The 22,729-nt window shown below is 49.8% G+C and carries 20 protein-coding genes; 7 read left to right on the top strand and 13 right to left on the bottom strand.

What is annotated here, in order from left to right:
* Position 1: 1 nt before the first annotated feature.
* Genes IPJ88_07520 through lon form a run of 3 tightly spaced genes read right to left on the bottom strand, consistent with a single transcriptional unit; the run spans position 2 to position 4,610 of the window.
* Positions 2-229, bottom strand: coding sequence for a hypothetical protein (locus IPJ88_07520; GenBank protein QQR91560.1), 228 nt, complete (start codon positions 227-229; stop codon positions 2-4).
* A complete protein-coding gene (locus tag IPJ88_07515) occupies positions 211-2,286 on the bottom strand; it encodes a hypothetical protein (GenBank protein QQR91559.1) in 2,076 nt (691 codons plus the stop codon). Before IPJ88_07515 ends, IPJ88_07520 begins: the two co-directional genes overlap by 19 nt.
* Positions 2,283-4,610 carry an endopeptidase La gene (gene lon, locus IPJ88_07510; GenBank protein QQR91558.1) on the bottom strand — a complete coding sequence of 776 codons (2,328 nt, stop codon included), beginning with the start codon at positions 4,608-4,610 and terminating at the stop codon, positions 2,283-2,285. Before lon ends, IPJ88_07515 begins: the two co-directional genes overlap by 4 nt.
* 352 nt (positions 4,611-4,962) lie before the next feature.
* Here lon and IPJ88_07505 point away from each other — a divergent pair, with 352 nt between their 5' ends.
* Positions 4,963-5,958, top strand: coding sequence for a TIGR04552 family protein (locus IPJ88_07505; GenBank protein ID QQR91988.1), 996 nt, complete (start codon positions 4,963-4,965; stop codon positions 5,956-5,958).
* Positions 5,959-6,021: 63 nt separating this feature from the next.
* Here IPJ88_07505 and IPJ88_07500 read toward each other — a convergent pair whose 3' ends face one another.
* From IPJ88_07500 to IPJ88_07470, 7 genes are all read right to left on the bottom strand, one after another.
* The gene (locus IPJ88_07500; protein QQR91557.1) at positions 6,022-8,244 is read right to left on the bottom strand and encodes a serine/threonine protein kinase; all 2,223 of its coding nucleotides are present in this window, start codon (positions 8,242-8,244) and stop codon (positions 6,022-6,024) included.
* A gap of 314 nt (positions 8,245-8,558) precedes the next feature.
* Positions 8,559-9,518: a hypothetical protein gene (locus IPJ88_07495; GenBank protein ID QQR91556.1), complete on the bottom strand. Its 960-nt coding sequence runs from the start codon at positions 9,516-9,518 to the stop codon at positions 8,559-8,561.
* 84 nt (positions 9,519-9,602) lie between these two features.
* Positions 9,603-10,724: a hypothetical protein gene (locus IPJ88_07490; GenBank protein QQR91555.1), complete on the bottom strand. Its 1,122-nt coding sequence runs from the start codon at positions 10,722-10,724 to the stop codon at positions 9,603-9,605.
* 32 nt (positions 10,725-10,756) lie between these two features.
* Entirely contained in the window at positions 10,757-11,071 is a 315-nt protein-coding gene (locus tag IPJ88_07485; GenBank protein QQR91554.1) for a hypothetical protein, read from the bottom strand.
* 2 nt (positions 11,072-11,073) lie between these two features.
* Positions 11,074-11,676: a hypothetical protein gene (locus IPJ88_07480; GenBank protein ID QQR91553.1), complete on the bottom strand. Its 603-nt coding sequence runs from the start codon at positions 11,674-11,676 to the stop codon at positions 11,074-11,076.
* A complete protein-coding gene (locus tag IPJ88_07475; protein ID QQR91552.1) occupies positions 11,676-13,451 on the bottom strand; it encodes a hypothetical protein in 1,776 nt (591 codons plus the stop codon). Before IPJ88_07475 ends, IPJ88_07480 begins: the two co-directional genes overlap by 1 nt.
* A 180-nt stretch (positions 13,452-13,631) precedes the next feature.
* Positions 13,632-14,897: an MATE family efflux transporter gene (locus tag IPJ88_07470; protein QQR91551.1), complete on the bottom strand. Its 1,266-nt coding sequence runs from the start codon at positions 14,895-14,897 to the stop codon at positions 13,632-13,634.
* A 497-nt stretch (positions 14,898-15,394) separates the two neighbouring features.
* Here IPJ88_07470 and IPJ88_07465 point away from each other — a divergent pair, with 497 nt between their 5' ends.
* The 6 genes from IPJ88_07465 (at position 15,395) to IPJ88_07440 (ending at position 18,820) form a co-directional block, all read left to right on the top strand.
* Complete coding sequence (locus IPJ88_07465) at positions 15,395-15,886, top strand: rhodanese-like domain-containing protein (GenBank protein QQR91550.1); 492 nt, start codon at positions 15,395-15,397, stop codon at positions 15,884-15,886.
* A 57-nt stretch (positions 15,887-15,943) separates the two neighbouring features.
* The gene (locus tag IPJ88_07460; GenBank protein ID QQR91549.1) at positions 15,944-16,387 is read left to right on the top strand and encodes a DoxX family membrane protein; all 444 of its coding nucleotides are present in this window, start codon (positions 15,944-15,946) and stop codon (positions 16,385-16,387) included.
* A complete protein-coding gene (locus IPJ88_07455; protein ID QQR91548.1) occupies positions 16,384-16,965 on the top strand; it encodes a hypothetical protein in 582 nt (193 codons plus the stop codon). Before IPJ88_07460 ends, IPJ88_07455 begins: the two co-directional genes overlap by 4 nt.
* Positions 16,966-17,117: 152 nt before the next feature.
* Positions 17,118-17,477 (top strand): hypothetical protein, encoded by a 360-nt coding sequence (locus IPJ88_07450; protein ID QQR91547.1) that lies wholly within the window; start codon positions 17,118-17,120, stop codon positions 17,475-17,477.
* Positions 17,443-18,063, top strand: a complete 621-nt coding sequence (locus IPJ88_07445; GenBank protein ID QQR91546.1) for a matrixin family metalloprotease — start codon at positions 17,443-17,445, stop codon at positions 18,061-18,063. Before IPJ88_07450 ends, IPJ88_07445 begins: the two co-directional genes overlap by 35 nt.
* Positions 18,053-18,820, top strand: coding sequence for a hypothetical protein (locus tag IPJ88_07440; protein QQR91545.1), 768 nt, complete (start codon positions 18,053-18,055; stop codon positions 18,818-18,820). Before IPJ88_07445 ends, IPJ88_07440 begins: the two co-directional genes overlap by 11 nt.
* 529 nt (positions 18,821-19,349) lie before the next feature.
* Here the strand turns inward: IPJ88_07440 and IPJ88_07435 are convergent.
* The 3 genes from IPJ88_07435 to xseB are packed head-to-tail and all read right to left on the bottom strand — an operon-like array spanning position 19,350 to position 22,452.
* A complete protein-coding gene (locus IPJ88_07435) occupies positions 19,350-21,425 on the bottom strand; it encodes a DUF2012 domain-containing protein (GenBank protein QQR91544.1) in 2,076 nt (691 codons plus the stop codon).
* On the bottom strand, positions 21,422-22,186 hold the full coding sequence (locus IPJ88_07430; GenBank protein ID QQR91543.1) for a hypothetical protein: 765 nt from the start codon (positions 22,184-22,186) through the stop codon (positions 21,422-21,424). Before IPJ88_07430 ends, IPJ88_07435 begins: the two co-directional genes overlap by 4 nt.
* Positions 22,183-22,452, bottom strand: coding sequence for an exodeoxyribonuclease VII small subunit (xseB, locus tag IPJ88_07425; protein ID QQR91542.1), 270 nt, complete (start codon positions 22,450-22,452; stop codon positions 22,183-22,185). The genes IPJ88_07430 and xseB overlap by 4 nt, the downstream gene beginning before the upstream one ends.
* Positions 22,453-22,729 lie beyond the last annotated feature (277 nt).

The raw sequence follows: 22,729 nt of genomic DNA, 5'->3' as shown, positions 1-22,729 counted from the left end.
TCTATTCGTATCGTTGATCAAGCCAGCGACTACGCTTCAGCCATTGCATAGCTTCGGCTTGCTCAGCAAGGCTCGGTAAACGCTCCACGCGACGATCAAAAAGTTGCGCTGCCTCAACATAGTGCTGCGTGGCAAACAGACAAAGCGCGTATACCCGCTCTGTCTCGTCATGAAGAAGTTCGGTAGGCAGTCCTCTTTTAAGCGCTTGTTTTAGTAGCGGGAGAGCCACGGCATAATCTGCCGTAAAAAACACTGCCTAGCGCTTAGATACTGCGCAAGTCCATCTTCACGTAGTTCTTGGAGTTTGGAAGCAAGTGCAACAATTCGCATTCCTTTGGATTGCTGGGGCGAGGGCTGCGTCAATATCATGTAGAGCAGTTCGCGCTCCTGTCCCGCTAAAGCGATCGCCAAAGACTTCAGTTCCAGCGCGCGCAGTCGCTCACTCGGAAGCGGCAATGCGCGGAGATTTTGGTAAAGCCTCTGCGCTTCTGAAAAACGCTGCCTACTCCACAAAGCATCCGCATAATGCTCAAGCGCCGAAGCCAAGAACAAGGAATGCTTGCCATCACGCTTTTCAATGTCGTCTAGAAGCTGTTTCGCCTGTGTAAAACGGCCCTGCCAAGCCAAGGCATAAACTTTCACGCTAAGCACATGGCCCTCTTCATGCCCCATGGATTGCAGTGCTGCACAATTCCTAAGCATGGCCGAATAGTCCTGAGCACCCATGCTCATGGACAACTCCTGGTTCAACCGAGCACTTCGATGGGGACAACTCTGATCAAAAATACTTTGGGGAGAAAATGTAGCTGTTGCAAAGGCTAAACCCTGCGCAGGAAGTGATTGCTTGGCTAGAAAAGATTTCCATTCTTTTTCAATGCTGACCCATGTCCTTCCATAAGCCTGCTTCACATCTGCACTACGATACAGCAATCGAAGCTTTTTACTTCCGTAGCGCTCATATAGAAAACGAATCACAGATCCGGCCATCATGTACGCGCGCCGCGATGCTTGACGAAGAAAAGACAGACCAAAAAGCTCCGAGAGCCGTGGCGCCAATCCGACTTCCATCATGGCTTTAACCCACTGGTGAATCGACAGCTCGCCTGGCGGCGATCCGAAGGCCACGGCAAGTCCTTCTATCAAAGCAGGTTCGGGAAGCCATCCGCCCCAATGCCCAGCAACTGCAAAAGGCCCACGACCAATCTGCGCGGCCACAGCATGAACCAGTTCATGCCGCAGCGCGGAATGCGGAAACAAGCCCTGCTGCACAAAAACTTCCCTTCGCCAAGGCTTAGCAATCATCGTTTGCTGAGCACCCATCAGCTTTCGTTTTTGTTCAACATCCTTAAAAACATAAACGGTTATTTTATCCTTTATCTTTATGCCAAGACTCTGGGCTATGGATGCAGCGTGGCTATCGCATTCCCGAACAAAGAGTAAACGCTCGTGCTTCGACCAATCTGCAGGAGCAAGAACATGGCAATACTGTCCCTCGGCTGAACTTCCGAGCGCCATTTGAATGGACGAAGTCGAGGAAACAAAGGCAAAACGATCGCTTTGCTGCCATACAAACGCGACCAATGCCGCACTCAAGACAGTCGCACAAAGCAAACTAAAGCGATCGCGAAGGGCGCGCGCTCCCAACACGCAATCCCTCCACATGACAAAAGTGGCAATAAAAAGGCCAAAACATGCCATAACTGTCATGGAAAAGGCTCTAAACTCGCCATACTTGTCGGGAAAGCCCGCTCCCACGTCGTAGAGTGTGCCTGGGAAAAAACCGAAAAAATGTCCGTAGGCAAAGATCCCAGGACTGCTCCAAAGCGTGTAGACACTTAGAACGATCTCCAAAAGAGGAAGCCCGAGAGCGAGACCCGTCGCAGCAGCGCGATGTCTTACGATCAGCGGTACAGATGCCCCCACGATCGTCGCTAAGATAACGCCAAACAAAGGACCGTAAGCAAAATAGCCAAGTTTTTCGAAAGGATTGCACCATCTCAAACGCAAAGCGTTTACTAGCAACAGGGTGGTCGGTACAAGCAAAAGAAAAAGTGTTCGTCTTAGACTCCGCCACAAAAACTCAAAATCAAAACGAAAATCTGCCGAAGTTTGTTCATACACAGTGTAACGAACCGCACACCAAGCGGCCAAGCTGGGCATGATCAGGCCAAGAATGATTGAGCTTTCCTGACCAATGAGTCCAACAAGCGGAAGCGTACACAGAGCAAGACCAAGCAAGCCAGAGAAAAGCAGTGCAATACGATAACTTTTAAGAAGTGCGTTCAAAGCTGCAACAGAGGCATAACTTCTTCGATTTTTGAAATCAATCGAATATCGAGTGCATTGCGAACGTGCTCAGGAATTTCTTCCAGATCGGGTGCATTGTGTCGAGGGAGTAGAATGCGCTTCAATCCCGCACGATGTGCTGCAAGGCACTTTTCTTTAACACGCTCGACTCGGAGCACCGATCCACGAAGCGTGATCTCGCCTACCATAGCCACCGCCGCGCTTAGCTCTTTTTCAGTCAACATCGAAAGCAAGGATGCATAGATTGCAACGCCAGCACTGGCACCATCTTTAGGCAACGCGCCTTGAGGAAGATGAACATGCACATCGATTTTACTGAGAAAGTCCTCAGGCAGTCCCAAGGCCTGAGCCCGCGCGCGAATGTAGGTAAAGGCAGTGGCTACGGACTCCTTCATAACCCCGCCCATCTGCCCGGTGAGATGCACCGCACCCTGCCCAGGCATACGCGAGGCTTCCACCAGCAAAAGATCGCCACCGGCAGGAGTCCATGACAGCGCTGTTGCAACACCCGGAGCCAACGCATGTTCAGCGGTAGGCGGCTCGAAACGAGGTGGACCGAGAACCTTGCGAACATGTTTAGAATCAGCCTTGACCTGCAAGTCTTCACCCGAAGCAAGATTTAAAGCCAAGTCCCGACACATACTCGCCAATTGGCGCTCTAGTCCGCGTACCCCTGCCTCGCGCGTGTAGTGATCAACCAAATAATCTAAGCCTTCTTCAAGCAACTCGAAGCGTTCTGGCGTGATGCCATGCTCGGAGAGTTGCTTGGGAAGCAAAAAATCACGCGCAATGGCAAGCTTTTCATCCCTTGTATAGCCAGGTAGATCGACGACCTCAAAGCGATCCAAAAGTGGGCCGGGAATGGTGTCTTTGCGATTTGCTGTCGCAATAAACAGTACATTCGATAAATCGACAGGCACCTCAATATAGTGATCAGTAAAAGCACTGTTTTGCTCAGGATCGAGCACTTCGAGCAAAGCATGCGCAGGCGAGCCACGACCATCGGAGGCCATCTTATCAACCTCATCAAGTAACATAACGGGGTTGGATGCACCGGAGTTCTTCAAGGCAGTGATAATGCGACCAGGCAAGGCTCCAACATAGGTTCGTCGATGGCCACGAATCTCTGCTTCGTCCTGAACACCACCCAGAGATACTCGAACAAAAGGTCGGCCGGTAGCCCTTGAAATGGACCTCCCCAAAGAAGTCTTTCCTACGCCAGGCGGCCCTGCAAAACAAAGTAAAGGTCCGCGCGCATCAGCTCGCAATTTTCGTACTGCGATGTATTCCAGAATGCGTCGCTTTACTTTCTCAAGACCGTAGTGATCCTCATCCAAGACACAACGCACCTCAGGAACATCAAAACGCTCTGGAACGCGTTCGGACCAGGGCAAATCCAACAACCACTCAACATAACTGCGGGCAACTTGATATTCCGAAGACTGAGATGCCATCGAACGCATACGAGAAATTTGTTTTCGGGCCATCTCCGCAGCCTCTTTAGGCATATCTTTCCGCGCTAGATTTTCACTAAAAGCATCCAGCTCATCTTCTATTTCATCGCTTTCACCAAGCTCTTTGCGAATGGTTCGCAATTGTTGCCTCAGTAAAAATTCGCGTTGCGACTTTGACATCTCATTTTGCACGATACTAGAGATCTCTTTTTTAACTTTTGAAACTTCTTGGTAGCGAAGTACCGCCGACATTGCCACACGAAGACGTTCACGAAGATCAATCGCCGCGAGAACTTGTTGTTTGGTTTCAGTAGCGAAATTTAGATGGGATGCGACCAGATCGGCAAGGGAGCCTGGATCCTGCACTACGTCGATTGCGTGCGTCGCTTCAGAATCCACATAGCCTTGTTCATCGAAGATCTCGCGCGCAGCCTCTCTCAAGTTAACAGTCAACGCGTTAATTTCTTCGTCTCGCAAGCCGTGTTCCTCAACTCGCTCAACATGTGCACAAAGAAAGTCTGGATGCTCTACTTTTTCTACCAAGCGAAAACGAGCCACGCCTTGTAGCACGACGCTGTAGTTGCCCTCGTTCAGCTTGATGATCTTGAGAGCCCGAACAAGCGTGCCTACGGAATACAGATCATCATAATCAGGCGCCTCATTCGCTGCGGAAAGCTGAGTGACAACACCAATGACCTGTTTTTCACTTCGCAGTAGCTCTGAGACCAAGCGAATAGATGAGGGTCTGGCAACGTGCACTGGAATAACCGCTGCGGGGAAAACAACGGTATCCCGAAGGGCCAAAATGGGTAGATGACTTAAAACAGATGAATCAGAAACAAATGGCATATCGATTTGGCCCTATCCTAACATGCCTTGGCAAAGCTTGCCTTTTCGTAGTAACAACTGGCGGAGGCAGCTCAATGTACTCTAATATCCTACATCTTCGAAAAGCACTTTATTCAATACTTGCCACCTTGATTTTGGCTTCGGCAGGTTGTCACGGTCTGCTTTGGGGAAATCTAGTTGTTATCGCCATGAGTGTTGGCATTTTTCTGGGGACTGTGTCCCTAGCTGGCCCAACACGCCATTCCCAATCTACACAGAAGTCACAGCACCATAAGACAGGCAAGTGAGTATAAGTCCATCGACGCTACGATCTCTTGATGAATTTCGCCTTGGCGATCTTGAAGCCATCAGGATGATTCTACGCGGCGGCTCCGTCATCGACTGGCACCGGCTCAATTTTGAATCAAGCGAAGAAATCGGTGAGTTTCTCAGCGCACAAGAATTCGAAACCGACAACCCAAACGATCAGATCCGCATGGAGGTCATTAAAAACGAAGCCATCAGCTACCTAAGACGCAACTTCGATTTTCCGATACCGAAACCCGTTTCCACCGCATCTGTGCCTGATTTGCTCGCGCTTGCTTCGAGCAAAGGACATCGCCAATTGTGTGCTTGCACCATTCTCAAAGCAATGCACATCATCCACCATCTCCAAGCACGCGAACTTCTATTCATGTTGCCTATTTCCGATCAGGAAGTGTTTCAACTGGTCGAAGAAAAAGTCTATCGCGTCATTGGCGGTATGCTTGCCCACGGTTTTCCTATCACCGAGTTCATCGGTGGGCGAAAGAACAAAGATTCGCTATATACCAAATTGCTATCAAAACAAGAAACCGTCGCTGCACAAGTCTACGACAAGCTTCGTTTTCGCATAGTAACTCGTTCCGTGGACGATATCTTTCCCACACTCAACTACTTAATGTCGAAGCTTTTTCCCTTTAACTATGTCATCCCAGGGCAGTCGACGAACACGCTTATTAATTTTCGAGAATATTGCGAAAAGCAGCCCCATTTAGAAGGAATGATAAACGATCTTCAGCTTTCAGCAGATCTCGAAGACCGTATGGCAAAACTAGACAACCGCTTCAGTGCTGAAAGCTACCGTGTCATGCATTTTGTAGTCGACATGCCCATACGCCTGAACAAAGAACTCTTGGGTCAAGCACCACCAGCGGCTAAAACGCTCGGCCCTGTTATCTTCTCGCAAACAGAGTTTCAAGTCATCGATCGCAATACAGATCAGTCCAACGAGTTGGGCGAAGCAAGCCATGCTGCTTACAAAGTACGACAGAAAAAAGCAGTCATGCGGCGCCTAAAAATGGGCCTCGAATTAGACCCGGAGAAATAAGAACAGCCCCATTGGCTCAAAACCTTCGAATCACAGCACTACTGTTGTTTTCTGGCAGTACTCTTACGGTTGCTTGTGCAATATAAGGCGCTTGCCCTCGCGAACCGTCACCTTATAGTTATGCATGACTCCATCAGACGTTTTCAGTCCTATCGTATGAAGACCCGGTGTGAGTTCAAGTTTACGTTGAGGAGTTTCTTTTCCTGTGTCTTTACCGTCTACGAAGATGTTAGATCGACGGGACGAACGTACTGTGACGATGCCCGTTCCTTTTGCCGGAACTAGTTCGCTTTCGGAATCGTCGGTTGTATCCATTTCATTTAGCTGTTCTTCTTCAGAGCTAGGGCTAATTTCGTCGTCTTCAGATCTAACAGTATCCTCCTCAGGAGCGACGGGTGCTTTCCGAATGTCTTGCTCTTCCTGTTTGACTGCAACGGCTCTGGGCTTTTCACGCAGTAAAACAACCGTGAGTGTGGTTGCTTTGCTGGGTACTATCTCGACGCGCCGTTCTGCTGGCTTAAAGCCAGGAGCCAACAACTTGATATCGTGAGCACCGGCTTCTTGCTCTTCAATCTTCAATGGACTATTGCCTCGGGCAATACCGTCCACCAAGACCTCGGCGGTCACTTCCGGCCGGGTATCTAGATGCAAAGAGCCAAAACGACTATGCGTAAACCACCAAACACCGCCGGCTAGCCCCACAAAAGCAAGCGCTCCCAGTAAGAACCAAACGAAACCAGAGCTCGCAGAAGAACGAGACGATGGCGATGCAGGAAGAAAACTCGGGCGCTGCGCCTGAGGATCAAGGGTAGGAATTTTCCACGAAGCACTGGGCTCAGGCATCCGGGACCCGAGAGGCTGCTCGGCCCAAGAAGCATTCTCTGACGTGACTCCAGCAACTTCCCGTGCATGGCCAAGTCCCCGCGCAACACGATTTTCTTCTTCGCTTTGCCGTTGTTCTTTAATTTTCAGCCCAGAGGAGGACTGACCGGCAGATCCCTGAACATCATCCTCAGCACTAAAAAAAACAAAAGTAGGTTGACTAGCAATCTCCGGGAGGTCTTCACTGGCGGTTTCATCCCTAAGCAGGGTTGACTCCGTTGCAATGGAGACTGCATCGATTTCGCCAACTTCGATCTCGCTACTATCAAGCTTCACGGTGCCAGGGGTTGAGACCCTGCCCGAACCAGCTTTCGGCAGGGCAACTTCGGGACTCTGGGCCACGGCCTCAGCAAGCTGTGAGGCCGGTCGAAGCCCTTGGCTTTGCTTTAGAGGCTCAACACGAATGAGCTTTTCAAGCTTCTCGTGCTCGTTCTTTACTTCTTGGGCGAAGGCAGTTTTCATCCAGTTGGATAAGGTCGAAGTCCCAAACGGAGGTCGCTGCTTAATCAAAAAAGCTTGAAGCGCTTCGAGCATCTCTGCAGCAGACTGAAAACGTTTATTTGGATCACGCTCAAGCGCCCGCATGATGATGTTTTCATATTCCTCGGGAAGGTTTGAGACGCGATCTGAGGGCTTAGACACTTTCGAGCGCCGGACTTTTTCCAGGGTGGAAAAATCACTCTCACCAAGAAACAACCGCGCTCCAACAGTCATTTCCCACAGACAGGTACCTACCGTAAAAATATCAGAACGTGGATCCAGTTCATGTCCTTTGACTTGCTCTGGACTCATATAACCAAACTTACCTTTGAGAACACCCGCACGCGTACGTGTTGTTCGTGAAGCAGCTTTGGCAATGCCAAAGTCGATAAGTTTAACCTGCCCCTCGTATCCGACGATCACGTTTTGAGGGGAAATATCGCGGTGGATAATATTTAATGGATTGCCGTTCGTGTCGGTTTTGCGATGCGCATAATCCAAAGCTTCACACAATTTTGAAGCAATCCAAGCCGCCATCACGGGCGGCATATAACGACGCATACGTCTGAAACGGTTAATGATCTGAAGGAGATCCTTGCCCCAGATATGCTCCATCGCAATGTAATACGACTCGCCTACTTTACCGAGCTCGAAGATTGGGCAAATGTTTTCTTGCGTAAGCTGGCCAGCAATCTTGGCCTCATCAACGAACATTTCGATAAATTCTTTATCTTTTAGCAGAGCCGGAAGGATGCGTTTTACAGCGATAATCTTTTCAAAACCCGCCGCACCGCTGAGTTTTGCCTTAAACACCTCAGCCATCCCGCCGATGCTGATACGGTCGAGCAACACGTACTTTCCAAACCGAACAGGTTGCTCAAAGTCCTCGAGGCCCGGCTGTGCTCCTCCTGCGGGCTGAACCATATCTGCTACACCCCTTTAATCGAGCAGAAAAATACCTGCTCGAAAACAATTGCTACAACTCTAATGATGCCTGCTAAATCGTCTGAATGCAATTTCATAAAACACCAAAGCAACATGAAATTAGGAAGAAAACAGTCGCGAAATTATGCACCAAGGTATCAGTACTTTCAGTACATAATCCGATGTGAACGCCAACACTGTCTTCCAGCAGAACAATTACATCACGACCGATTGAAAACACTCTCTATTTTGTCCACACCTGCCCATTCAGCATTCACATCTGCCTTTAGGGATAGCGAGCGTAGGAACTTTCCTTAGTTAGCCGCACATGCCCCGACGTCGGCAGGTAAACCAACACCACCCTTCACGACGGGAATACCTTTAAAGCTCACTCCCATGGACACACCCTGACAATTCTTGTTGGTCGCATCGCCACTGTTGGAAAAATCCGCAACAAGACCAAGCGTATCGTCAATGGAAGCGACTTGAACGGCACCGGAACACTCAAGCTGAGAGCCAAACGTCGAGACATCAGCGACTCCACCAATCATGCCATTTGTGATTCGCGTCTCCGTAAGATCAAAAGCGATACGAGCCCAGGTCAACCGAAGTTCATAGAGATGGGCCCCCAATGGTGCTCGCAAAAGTATCACAGCGCTTTCTGCGCTCTCGGCAGGTCCAGAATCAATTTGCCCATCAATAATAGCTAAGTTATCAAAACGCATCACTGGAGCGCCTGCGTTTAGGGACGAGGGATCAATGTCAAACGTCTGATCAGCGAGCAATACACCGTTTGCATCAACGTCTGGTGCTGTTTTTCCCTCTGGAACACGAAGAGCATAGATATCCAGGCGTACGTAAGAGTCATTTTGAAAATCATCGATGCCACTGATTTCGCCTGCTGCCAGCAAGGTGCCGTCGGCAATAAAATCGACCACGCTGTCGTTGAGTGTGTCGGCAAGGGTAAGCGTGTCGTCATCGACGACGGGCAAGCCTTGCAGAACACTGCCAAGCTGATTGTCGACATTGCCAGCTAGATCTTCTTTGTTGCAGCTCGCAACAGAAGCCCCTTCTCCATCGAGGTCGAAACCAAACACTTCGCCACCAGTAGGGAAAATAATTTCATCTAGCACAAAGAACAAACTCTGGCTCGTATCTGCATTCGGATCGTTCGGATCATCCCCATTGTCGCCATCGCCACTTGTACTACTGCTACATGCCGAAAAAAGAAGCACGAAAACAAGAAAGGGAAACAAGTTAAAAATCTTTTGCATAAAGGAGTCCTCCGATCACTAGCGAGAACTCTTCGCCTACCATGCAGATATTGCGCAGGCAAGGAGCTTATGTGCTGCGCTGCGTCATTTGCCTACTGAAAAATAACTCTCTGCTGTTGCCACATTCCCAGCAGCATCCTCGACGCGTACGGCTACGATATGCGAGCCAGCCTCCAACTTGGGCAATGACACAGAAAAACGCTCCTCCTTGGTATCGAGGAAATCGTCCACAGGGAAAAAGGGTATCCAGGTCCTTCCGTCGATCGCATACGATAGCGCCGCAATGGGGCCAACAGTGTCGACTGCCTTGCCGCTGAACTTTGTTCCGGAAATCACTTTGAGCTCGAGAATACGAGGAGCATGGTTGTCGATCAATATGGGATCAGAATCGGCATAACTCTTGCGCATAAGTTTTTCCGGATTTGCAAGCTCATCGCTCGCTTCAATGCGAACTTGATAAAAACCATCGGGGATAGACTGGGTATCCCAAACAAATTCTGTTTTTCTTAAGATCTCGCTTCGATCGTGCAAGTCACGCCAAATGCCGTTATTCTCGGATCGAAAGCTAAGGCGGTATCTCAGCTCGTCGTCGTCGGGGTTGTCAACTTTCCATTTAATCTGCACAAGCGGACTCAAGGCAGAACTCTTCGGCGACAACAACGGCGCTTTGCCCTTTTCGCTCTTCTTCTTACTATTACTTGCTTCAGCAACTTCGATGTCAGTCACCACAGACCGTTGGTTTTCAGGAAGGTAGTAAAGCTCAACAGCTCTAAGAATAGCATTTGGATCATCTTTAAAGAGCGCTCGTACTTGTACAAAGCGCGCAGCAGCACTACGAACCGGGCCAGGTGAACGAAGCGAGGAGGACCAGTCACTCCAAGTCGCGTCCGGTTTTTCAGTATTTCCAGAGCGTGTTTGAAATTGAAGCTTTCCTTTTGCTCGCCACGTCAGCTGTCCCCACCTTGAAATGAAATCAGCATCCAGAACCTTACTGGTCCATACTCCATCACGACTGGGAGAGGCGCTTACTTCATACACCGAGGCCATATCGGAACTCAGCACATAGGGTTTTGCGCCAAGCAGATCAAACGCAGCAACCTGTCGTTCATCAATGTCAATCCAAACTGCGTTTTCTGTTGCGCTACTTATTTGATAGATACGACCATCACTGCCATCACCAGCATAGACGGTTGCATTTTCATCCAACTGCACAAAACCGAAATGGGTTTTTTCTTGACTTAATAATTGCTCAGCGCGGAGCCATCCTCCGCCACAAGCCAGATTTGCCCTTCTCCCGGTTTGGAGACAACCTTCTTTTTCTCCGGTGTGGCATTTGCAGGTTTCTTTGCACTAACTGCTGGCGCTTTCGGGATAATTTTTTTCCCTTTGAAGTGATTGGCAGCGACCGCGATGTGCCCTGCATTTACAGAAAGTGCCGTAACCTCATCCCCTGGAAAATCGTAAAGCACCTCGGCTTTGTTTCGCGCAGTGATTCGATAGAGCAAAGCTCCATCGCTGCTGCCTGCGTATAGGCCGTGATCGTCTTGAGCCAAGCTCAAGATGTGAAGAGCGTCGGTGTTAAAATAGTCCTGCGCGTTGCCCGAAGCAGATATGGCAAACACTTTACCCTGGGGGCCAGTCCCCGCGTAAAGCGTGTTTTTCTTTTTATCAAAAAGCAGAGCCCAAATATGTTGTGCTCCTTTAGGAATGACAGTGCCTTTGATTTGCCCCTGGCTACTGATGCGAAAAATCTTTCCGTTAGGCAGGGTTCCCGCATAAATATCGCCACCAGGCCCTTCAGCAAGCGATGCGACAACCAGCTCTTTGTATCGGCAAACTCACTTACTTTTTGCCTTCTAATTTGTAATTTACCTTCGTTACCCGTTCCAATAAAAAGCGAGCCTGAACTGCTACGCAAGGCACTAAAAGCAACAGGAACATCGCTGAGACCGATGCGAGAAAGCTTAGCGCCCCCACGGACTGTTCCATCAGAAAAAGCTACTGTTTGATCGAGTTCACCTTGGATAAACTCAACGTCTGTATCAATAGAAAATTGACGAGTTGAGATCGCATGCAAAGAACTCGCTGCAGTGACCGCACATATAATCACGAAGAGCATTAACGTTACACGCGCATGTTTTTTTAATAGAGTTAACATTACTTTTCTGCGACCTCACGTACATTAATTTTGAGACTTGCCGAACCAACCACCACGCCACCGATTTTTGTTGCTTTTCTAAACTGCGTAACAAAAGCAGAAGGCTTAAGACTTGAATTTTGAGGCTGAAGAGCACTAAGCGCCGAGTCAGGCAAGCCACGCACCACGTGTCCTCTTAGTCGCAACCCCTGCTCTTGTACTTTTAATGAAGCCACCAACATGTTGGCAGAAAATCTGGAACGAATAATTTCTAAAATGTCTTCTAGATTGCGAACCTGAGGTTGCTCAACATCCACTTTGTTTCCTGGCTCAAAGATAAGTTCAACACTTTGACCCGCCATGGAGCTAGGAATATCCACATAAAGCACTTGATTTTTCTCTTCCTCGCCATATTTCTGAAGAGTGAGATAGACCGGAACGCGAGAACCAGGATTGACTTCGTCGCTTCCCACCGAAGCTGAAATCAAATGCGTTACATCGCGATCGAATTTCACCTGGACTTGCATCGTGATGGAGTTGATTTTTGTCTTTTCAAAAGGATTGGCGTAGGCAGCCTCAAGGAAAGAAAACATACGCAACTGACCGAAAAAGCTCATGGAACTTAATCCACCGGAGCTATAACCAACATCGACTACCTTCTGAGGACCGTGTCCTTCAATGTCCACAACGCTTGTCACCGTAAAGGTCGCGTCAGCTACGTCACTGGCTGTGGCTTGAACTGCATTCGCAGCAGCGGTCATGGCAAGCATCGGTGTCAGGTTGCGATGACTTGCCACCTTCATGTTCCACGTGGTTCGCGGCGCACTTTTGACGCCTTCAATTTTAACCGAAAGCGGTATGGTTTCTGGCTCGATTTCTGTATCGATGACGATGGCCGATTGCCGATCATGCACCATTGTTCCGAGAGGATCCAAGCCTTCTGAAATTTTAAACGAACGCATCTGGCTTGCAAAAATGTGAAGCACTCGAGCGGTCGCGGTAGGCAATCCGACCTCACCAGCTTCTAGCATCGGATGCCCAAAAGCAATCAGTCGCCGTCCTTGCACGTAGGTCACAGTGCCAGTGCCCGACATGTTAATATCACCCGATACGAGCTGCACATTGATGGCCCCGCCATCGACATATTTTGCTTGGTTTACACGGGTGGCCTTTTTGCTCGACGGCTTCTGCGCTCCGCCTCCGCCACCTTGAATTGGAAAAAGTCCGAAAGGTTTAAGGTGGTCGCTTAGCCAAGGAAGCAAGCTTGCTTCCAAGCCGCCCACCATAAGCGGCGTCGCTGCTGGCGTGAGGCTGGGTTGCTCGGAATCATGCAACCTTGGATCCGCCTGTTTCGGAATCAGATTTAACGCAAAAGATGCATCACGTTTCTCGGCACCTAAAAATGGCTTGTTTAGCCTTGCATGTGTTTTTGCTTTTCCCTTCCCCTTGATGGGATGACCAAACACAAGATTTCCGGTTCCTAAAGGCCGGTGAAGCTCCACCAACATGTTTTTGATAGGTGTTACGCCAGCAACAGGATCTTTACCGTAGAGCCATCCGTAGGCATACGCTCCGATAAGCTTGTCGTTGATATAAACCGGTGACCCGCTCATACCTGCCACCGTATTTGCATGCTCAAGCAAAGGATGGGTGGTCCGAACCAATACCAAGTCTTGATCGGGCTGAAAGTTGTGGAGCACTCCAATGACATCAACATCGAAGCGCTCCGGGCGTGTTCCCTTAAATACAGTCAGGCCATAGCCTTTCATGCCAGGGCGAATCGCTTCGACGGGCATGGTTTTTAAATTTGGTTTCGCCAGCGCAAGCGCCGAAAAAACACTCAACACAAAAATACACCCTAAAGTAAAGCTTCGTATCCTCAAAGGCCTCTTCTCCACACAAGACAGCGTCAATTAGAGCGCGGAAACGACTCTATTGTCTAGTATTCCGTGGATCGAAGCAGGTGCGATGAATGCTTACACCTTTGCAACTTGCCAGCCACCACGCTGCCATAGTGATAGAAAAACGCCGGACTGAAGCACGCGATACGCCCCTTGCGCGCCCCAAACCGCAACAAGACCCCAACCCAATACGGGGCCTACCAAATACACCAGCGGAAGAAAAAGAATCCATTGCAAGGAAAACGAGACTTTCATCACCGTCGAGGTATCGCCTGCGCCCAGCATCGAATGCATAAAAACCGTACCGAAGGTATCAAACGCCAAGCTCACAGCGACAATCCGCAGTGGCCATACGGCCAAAGCCAGCAATCGCGGATCTTTAAGGAAAACGGAAAGAATTAACTTTGGCGCAATCAACGCTGGAAGGGCAATACACGCCACGACAACGCAACCTATTTTGGCAACATCCCAGGCCCATCGTTTTGCATCCGCGTTATCCGCACGCCCCATGGCCTGTCCGACCAAGGATGCCGAGGCCATACCAAATCCCAACGAAGGTAGCACCCCAACCAACATGAGATTAACAACCACATGAGTTATCGCGACCGCATCGGTGCTCATCCGGCCCACCATCCACATAAAGGCAGTCATCCCTGCTGCAAAGAAAAACTGTTGCAAACACGCTGGCAAAGAAAGCAAAAAAAGCTTTTTTAGCTCGCGTCGGGTTGGGAGCCCGGACAGAAAACCGTTTTCCCGAGCACAACTCCACCCCAAAAAGAAATAGAGCAAAGTCCCAAGATAGGTCGCGATGGCGGAACTGAGACCGGCACCCGTAACGCCCATAGCCGGCATGCCAAACTTACCAAAAATAAAGATCCAATTTAGAAAAACATTGGTGAGGTGCATCACTATCAGCGTGCGCATATACAGCCCCGAGCGATTGGTTGCATTCCAATAGCCACGAAACGAAGCGTTCATACCCATCGCCAGCATGGCAATCATGCGCATGCGCAAATAAGGAACACCTTGGTCTAAAACCTTGTGATCGGAAATAAGAAAAGCAAAGATGTCGGGCGCACGCCAGTACAAAAACAAAGACCAGGGCAGTGCAAGAGAAAGCGCAAGCAGCAATCCACCGTTGAGCGCAATTGCTGTTTCACTGTCGCGCTGCTCGCCGAGCCGGCGTGCAGCGGTTGCCTGTACACCCGTGCCAAGACCAAGAATAATGGCCGAGAGCACAAAATTAGAGATGCCTCCGAGACCCACTGCGGCTAAGGCGCTTGGGCCCAAACGTCCCACCATGGCTGTATCGACCAGGTTTAACGCATTCTGAGAAAGCATCCCGCCTATAATAGGAAACGCCAACCGGACGATGCGCTCACGACGTTGTGGAGGAACCAGCAGAGAAGAAAAATGCAAAAAAACTCCCGCCAATGACAGAGGTATAACTACCTCGATCGGAAAACAACGAGGCACGATCACACAAGAGCGACAGAAGATGCAAGCAAACCAGTCAGTCCATGATGCCTGCAAGGACTTTTTCCGAGCTTTCCGTAGCTTCGGCTTACGTCCTCGCCCCTGAGAGTGTCTAGGGCGGAGTTACGTCCGATTGGGCGCGTTCACAGCGCCGCAAGCGGCCTTTGAACAAAATGCGAACTGCGGGGGCCCTAGACCTGCGGAGAATCTACGAAAACCTCGAAAAAAGAATTGTCTCCTAGCTTTGTCCCCGTGTTCGTATACATTTTGCTAACTGAGGAGCGTGGGCTCGGATGGCGTTTTGTCAATCGAAAGGCGACTTGAGGTATTTATGAGATGGCTTCTAGGCTATCATGCCCTGTATGACGACTTGGATTGAAGCGTTTAAACTTAGCCTCATCGCTTGCGCGTGTGGTGTTGCTGTCGGCGTAATTTGGGGCTTTCCAGAGGCTGCTTCTGGACAAGAAGATGCCGTGTGCACCGGACCTGTACCTTCGGAGCCAAAGATTCAATGGGCAAGCCTCGCCGAAGCAAAAACAGCTTTTGATCGAAGCGAGGTCCGCTTCATCGACGCACGAAGCAAAGAAGCCTTCCAAGCCGGCCACATTGCCGGCGCTTTTCATCTACCTATTGAAAACGGTACCCTGAATCGCAATCGATTAACCAAGCTTGACCCTAACCAAGACATGATTGTCTACTGCGACACGCAAGGGAGCTGTGCTGCGTCAACCCGGCTTGCCGCACTGCTGTGGAGTGAAGGCTTTATGCGTGTGCGTGTATTAGAAGGAGGCATGCCAGCATGGATGCAAGCCGCTTATCCGGCAGAGGCCGGAGCATGCCAAGATTGTCAGTAAACGGGGTTTGAAATTGCCAAATTTGTCATTTTTAAAGAAAAAGAAGCCGCTTTTGTCATGGGCCTTAGCGCTCGCTTAGTCCTTGCTATCGTGTTTATAGCTGCGGCATGGCCCAAATTGCTCGATCCTCAAGGCTTTGCTGAAAGCATCTCGAATTACCCACTCGCACCCCAAGCCAGCATTGCCATCGCCGCGCGCTTACTGCCAAGTGCAGAAGCCGTGCTCGCGCTTGCTTTGTTCTTGGGTTTTTATCTTCGTGGCGCTGCGCTTCTGTGTCTGATGCTCCTTGCGTTGTTTCAGGTAGCGATGGCGCAAGCCGTCTTTCGCGGCATCGATCTAAGTTGTGGCTGTTTCGGGAATGAGCCCGCTTCGACCATCAGCTGGCTGAATTTTTTGCGCAATTTCACGCTTATGGCCTGTGCCATTCTGGTTTTAAAGTATCCAAACAGTGCTTGGCGGCGCTTGACCGAGTTGCGAAGGCGCCCCAAACTTCAAACATGAGCTTTAAATATCACTTAGCACTTGTTCTTCTGCTTGCGGGCATAGCGCCCATCGAGGCCTCCGCCACAACCGTAATTTCTCTTGATTTACAAGAACTGGTCGGGAGCTCAAACGAAATCGTCATTGCGAGGGTTGTTAGCCAACGCTTTTTGCGGAGCGATAATGGACGACCCTTGACCGAAACCACTTTGCAGATTCACGAAAGCCACAAAGGCAGTTGCAAACCGCGCGAAATCGTGACCGTCATTCAACCCGGTGGCGTTATCGATGGCATCGGTATGCATGTGGCTGGCACAACGAGTTTTATACTTGGAGAAGAGTATCTGCTTTTTGCACGAAGTACGGCACGCCAAGACGCGCCCGGTATATTGCTCAGTACCGTCGGCATGTCGCAAGGCGCGATGCGTATTCGCAAAGACAAACACGGCAAACGCTCGGTACTTCCTTCAGCATCCGTAAACACGCTTAAAAATAATGGCCGCGGAAAATTCACTCACAGCAAACGAGCGCTCGTTAAACCCGTAGCCTTAGACCAATTCATGGGACGAGTGCAGAGCTATATCTCTTCAAACCGTTGAAAAGCGTTGCTTCCGTTTTTCCGCCCAGCTTGCCCACAAACTGTGGCAGAGTACGCCTTACCGTGCTTAGAAACCCGATAAGACAGATTGGAACTTTAGCTCTAGTAGGATGGCTTCTTTGTACCGCCCAGAATGCCGCCGCATGGTGTCAGATGACTACGGTGGGAAACGTGAGCGCAAGCGTTATTCCAACCGAATGCAGCAACCAAGGACAACCTTTGCGTTGGCAGCGAAGATGCTCCGAAGTCGCCATTGAAGTCTCGGGCCTGAGCGACTTACCGCGAGACGATATTCAGTTGAGCGCGGCAGAGGTCATGCGCATCGTCAACGATTCCTTTGCTGTTTGGGAGGCAGCTAGCGTGGGTGCCGGTATTGAGGTCAAATTGCTTGATCAAGCTTCAAACTGTGACCTCGCAGAGTTTAACAGCAGTGGTGGCAATATGAATACCATTGTTTTTGCAAACGACTGGCCTGAGCGTGGCTATTCAATTGACGGCATTTATTCCCTATGATCCGTCAGCCTTTGCGGTCACCACTGCATGGCACAACGATCAAACGGGAGTGATTTTGGATGCGGACATTGAGATTAACGAGCTACGTGGTCCGTACATCGACTGCCAACTTAGTTGCACACAAGGAGGCTGCGTTGGCGAAAAAGACTCACAGGGCCGACAAGTTGTCGATTTAAAAAACGTACTCACCCACGAGGCAGGCCATTTCTTTGGATTGGATCATCCCGCTCTGGACCCAAGTGATCCGGACGATGAAAGCTTAGCGACGATGTGGGCAAAATCACCCGCAGGCGAAGTGTGCAAACGCGTGCTAAAAGAAGACGATATTGCTGGCCTCCAAGCCATATATCCAGCAGAAACACTTGTCGGAAGCTGTGATTTTACGCCCTACGGAGGCCAAAACCTCAACTGCGGAGGCAGCTCGGAGGGATGCGCTTGCTCCACCTCTACTTTCCCGCAAAACTATTTTATTCTGTGGGGTATGTTCCTGGCTCTTTTGTTCACCCGTAAAAAACGGCTAGCCAAGAGTTGCAAAGCAGCAATTCCGCACTCACACTACAAAAAAGGAGATGCTTATGAAACTTAGACTATCGATAATTGCAGCGCTTTCAATGGGACTGTTCTACGCAAGCTGTAAGACGAGCGAGGAGCCAACCTCGGATGACTACGATGATATTGCAGCTGGCGTAGCAGCTATTGTTGCTGGAGATCAGGGCAGCGACACCGAGTCGATGCAAGATGCGGTGCTTCTTAGCGATGGTGAAACCCCCGAAGGGCTAAGCACTGCTAATCTTCAAGGCAGCTCCGCGGGTACACGTGGAAGTTTAAATTACAGCTACGAAGTGCATTGCACAGACTTTCAAGGCAATCTTCTCGACATCTGCGATGCTGAAATCACTGACTTCGCGGAAATTAGCGTCAATTGGGATGGAAACATCAACACCGAACGTTACGATGCCACCGTATCACGTGATGGCAATTGGACACTCTCTAATTTGCAGGGCGATACGGTGTTATTTAACGGAGAAGGAAGTTTTTATCTTGAAAGCAGCTTTACGGGTCTCTTTTTGCAGACTACCCGTACCTTTATTTTCGATTATCTCGCAACCTACGAGAACGTGAGCTACGAGCGTAGTAGTGGCTTGTTTGTTGATGGCACGGCTACATTCGATATTCGGGCAGAGCGCACGCGTTCTAACGCGTTTAGTGATGTTGAGGCCGAGTTTAACGTTATGGCCGTGATCACTTTCCAAAGTGATGGCAACGCAAGCATCGTTCTAGATGGCAAGCGCAGCTACCAATTAAACACCGCCACAGCAACCCTCACCCTCGCAACCGAATAGAAAGCTCTAGTCAATTACACAGCTTGAGGCCTCCCACGAGGGGTTTTGCTCCGGAGCCTTCAAGACCACAAACTGCGGAAGGACTATGCCTTCAATTTTTCCCGCAATGAAGCTATAAGCGCCACGTGCAGACGCTCCGGAGCAAAACCCCTCGTGGGAGGCTTATCACTGCTGTCCCTCTCTTAGCTAAGCGAGCGCCTATCAATTAGCCATTCAAAGAACAGCTACACCGCTGAGTATCGAAAGCAAAGCAAGCAGTCTTCTGTGCGAGGTAGGTCGGTGCTGTGTCACAGCGCCTGCATGTGGTGCTATGAAGTAAGCCGAAATCTCCAGCCTTCAGACTGGACGCCTGGAGCGGAGCCAGTAGTCTTGTGTGCAAGGATGACCGGAGCTACGCCAGAGCGTCTGCATGTGGCGCACAAAAGATCAAAGGGGAGAAAATCGGGCGAAAGGCATCCGCAGTTGCTGGTCTTGAGGGCTCTGGCGTAGCCCCGGCCATCCTTGCACCAGCTATCAAGCTATTTCTATTTTATTCGCGTTCGAGGATGTTGAACTGGACGCGTCGGTTTCGGGCTCGGTTTTGACGGGTGATATTTGGAAGCAAGGGCCGCTCCATACCGTAACCTTTAGCTTCAAGCCGCGAAGGATCAATACCGCCTTCAGCTATAAGCCATTGCCTAACGGCATCAGCGCGTTCCTGAGAAAGACGCTTGTTCAGCTCGGCCCCACCAACGTTGTCGGTGTGACCTTGAATCTCAACACGCTTGATCTCGGGATGTCGCAAAAGCATATCAGCCAGCTGCTCCATAAGTGCCGTGCTATCGAGAGCAATGTTTGTGCTCCCCGAATCAAAATGAACCTGGCGTAGCAACTTGAGCTGCTTGCCAGTCATCTGTACCAAGGAGCGTTTTGGCTCAGCGACCAATACAAGCTCGATCGAAGGCATCTCTTCCGCTTTGACGGTGATGCGCTCCTGCTTAATCAGATATCCAGGAGCCTCAACTCGAAGTAGATATTCACCCGGTTCAAGATCTGCAAAACTAAAGGCTCCAGAATCGGTGCTTTGCGCCGATTGAGTCACAGGGCCAGTTAGATCTATTTTTGCTCTACTAATTGGCACTTGCTTTTCATCTTTGATTTGCCCTGAAAGCTCTGGCTTGATCTGCTCCGCCACTAGCTCACAAAGCAAATCACTCATGCCACCTTGAACGGGAATCGTAGTAGCACAAGTGCCATTGCTGTAGCCTTCCGCTCCAACCTGTATGCTAATCTGTTCGCCGCCATCAAAATCATAAGACAAGAATGTACCGTCGGCCTCACTCAGGAGGGGATTGAGGCCTTTGTCCAAAAAGCGAATGGTCGCGTTTGCGATCGCCCTTCCTGTCCCAGCTTCAAGCACTTGCCCGTGAATATTCCCAGTTGGCATGGGTCGTTTGATGACCTCAGCCTGCTGCTCAACGGCCTTTGATGCAGGTTGGACAGTGTCATAAGCATAGGAAAGCGATAGAAGCACTTTATACGGAGCTACAGGAACAAGCTCGCGAACAAATTCGGAAGCACCTTGCAGTCCAATATCAACCGCAGCCATCGCAGCCAAACCACGAACTGGTGGCAACAGACGCATGCCTAAAGTCAGGACCATCGGAAAGGCCTTGAAACCGCTTTTCTGAAGACAGCCGTCTTCTTCCCCGATGGGTTCATTGCTGTCGGCAGTCCGCGCCACAAACAAGCAATTGTAGTTTTGACGGTTGATCGGGATACCGAGCTGCCATTCAGCAATGGGATTGATATAAAAATCTTCCGCGATTTTCAAAGGGGCTTCGGCACCAAGCGATATATCGAGTCGATCAACGCGATTGATGTTCAATGCAAAACGTTCAACACGAGAAATCAAATGCCGATACTCGTTTGTAGGACTAGCAGCCGGATCCGGCAGAGCATTGTAGCGCGCGCGTTCAACGTCACTAATAAGCTCGCTTGAATTGTCCCAAAAATAGCGAAGGTTTAAGCGCGAAATCAAGGGAATAGGTGTTCTTAGTCCACGAAAATCTGCAGATAGATTGGCTCCCAGTTGCATGCTGGTACTTTCAAGCGAAAGCCCAACATCGCCTACACTGTTAAGCAAAATCGCGCGCGCATCACCGCCAACACTAAGCCATGGATTAAGATGATAGAAAGCCTTAACACCAAGATGAGTGTCGCCAACAACTTGAAACAAAGAAGGGTCTTCCAAGGGATTGGAATTACTGTAGCCAAGAACGGCACCGAACAGTTCGAGAAAACTAAGAGGGGTCCAGCTAAAGGAAAGCACACCACCTACGTAGTCATGCTGATCGCCTGATAACAAAAAGTTGTTGGTGAAAAAAAAGTCACCACCAAGCTGCACACGAAAACTCCCTTTGGGACCAGAGCGTGCATCAAGTACGTGCACGCCACCGACCGAGCCAAGCCAGCTGTTGTGCAAGCGGAAAGCGCGCTCGCGGTCATCCTGCTCGGAGTGCTCAGCCGCTTCGCTATCAGAAAAGGCTCTAAATTCTTGAGCAAAGGTGGGCAATGCAACAAACCACACCCCAAGGGTCCACACCAAAAACGATGTTGGTTTCATTTCTGTCCCTCAACGCTCTCCTCATCACCAAAACTTTCCTCGTACATGGAGGTTTCCACGTCCACCTCCGCCTGTAATAACGTATCATCGCTTGCCGCAAATTCGGGATCGGGATCGGCTGTGCTTTGCGCTTGTGCTTCGGAAGCCTGTGGAGCAGGAGCAGCAAAAACATCGCGATAGGTGCCAGGCTCAGGACGCGGAGGCTTCGGAGGAAAATCTAAACCTTCAGTGTAACCGAACAAGCCAGAAGGAGGTGGGCTTGAAACCGTCTGCACCGGCTCCTCTGGATGCCATGATCCTGCCATCGGAGGACGACTGAGGTATCCACCCGTTGAATCGGGCGGCGCATCGCTTTGCACCTCGACATCAATAGCATCATCCAACGCCGTAAAATCGTCTTGCTCCTGATCATCAAGACTCACAGGCTCTTCACTTGGAAGTGAGGTTGACTGCCGTGCATCGATGATTTGCTCATAAATAACTTGTGAAGCGCCTTCAAACTGCAAAGAATCCAAGACCAAATCAAAGCGTTGCTCTGCTGGACGATCGTCACCATTGTCAACGGCACCAATGCACCGACCCATTCCTTCGAAGATAGGGCTTTGATCAACAAGACAAATATGAAACTGGACCCAGTCTCCTTGTTCAACCGCAGTTGCAGAAGGCAGAACGACGTTCTCCTCATCCACATGCGCCATAAAGCCCTCGATAAAATCTGCCGAATCGGAAAAACCTGTGTTTATAACGATGGCTTGGGTCATAATTTGCTAACCGCCTTCTTGTGACCTTTGTTTTTGTTGTTCTCTGGATCGGAAAGCAACTGCTCAACCTTAAGCTCGGCTTCATCGAGCCTTTTTGAGCCCAGTTTTGAAAGTTGCACGCCTTCCTCAAACAAACCGATCGCACTTTCCAAAGGCAAGTCACCGTCTTCAAGTTTCTCAACGAGCAACTCTAAACGCTTCAGAATCTCTTCAAACGACGCGTTAGGCCCGACAAGGGCTTCTTTTTGAATACGTTTTGTTGCCATTTTCCTCTACAACTCAAGGGCTAGGGAATGCTACAGAATAGCTGCCGTCGTCAGTTCGCCATTCTGCAACAGTCCCTTTAACGATGCCGTATTCTACTACCTGTGGTCAAATCACTGACGCATAAGCACGGTTAAAAAGCTGACTTTTTAACTTAGTAACGCATTGATGAGGTAGAAAACATCAATTGCTTTCTAATTGTAAGGCCTGCTAGTACAAAACGTAACCGGTCAGTCGATGATAAAAGTTAGCAGTTAACAAAAGTGTACGAACACGGGG

This window comes from Myxococcales bacterium (genome assembly GCA_016699535.1).
In the GTDB taxonomy this organism is placed as follows: Bacteria; Myxococcota_A; Polyangia; order Polyangiales.
The sequence above is the reverse complement of the archived record's forward strand: the minus strand, read 5'-3'. Positions and strand labels throughout refer to the sequence as shown.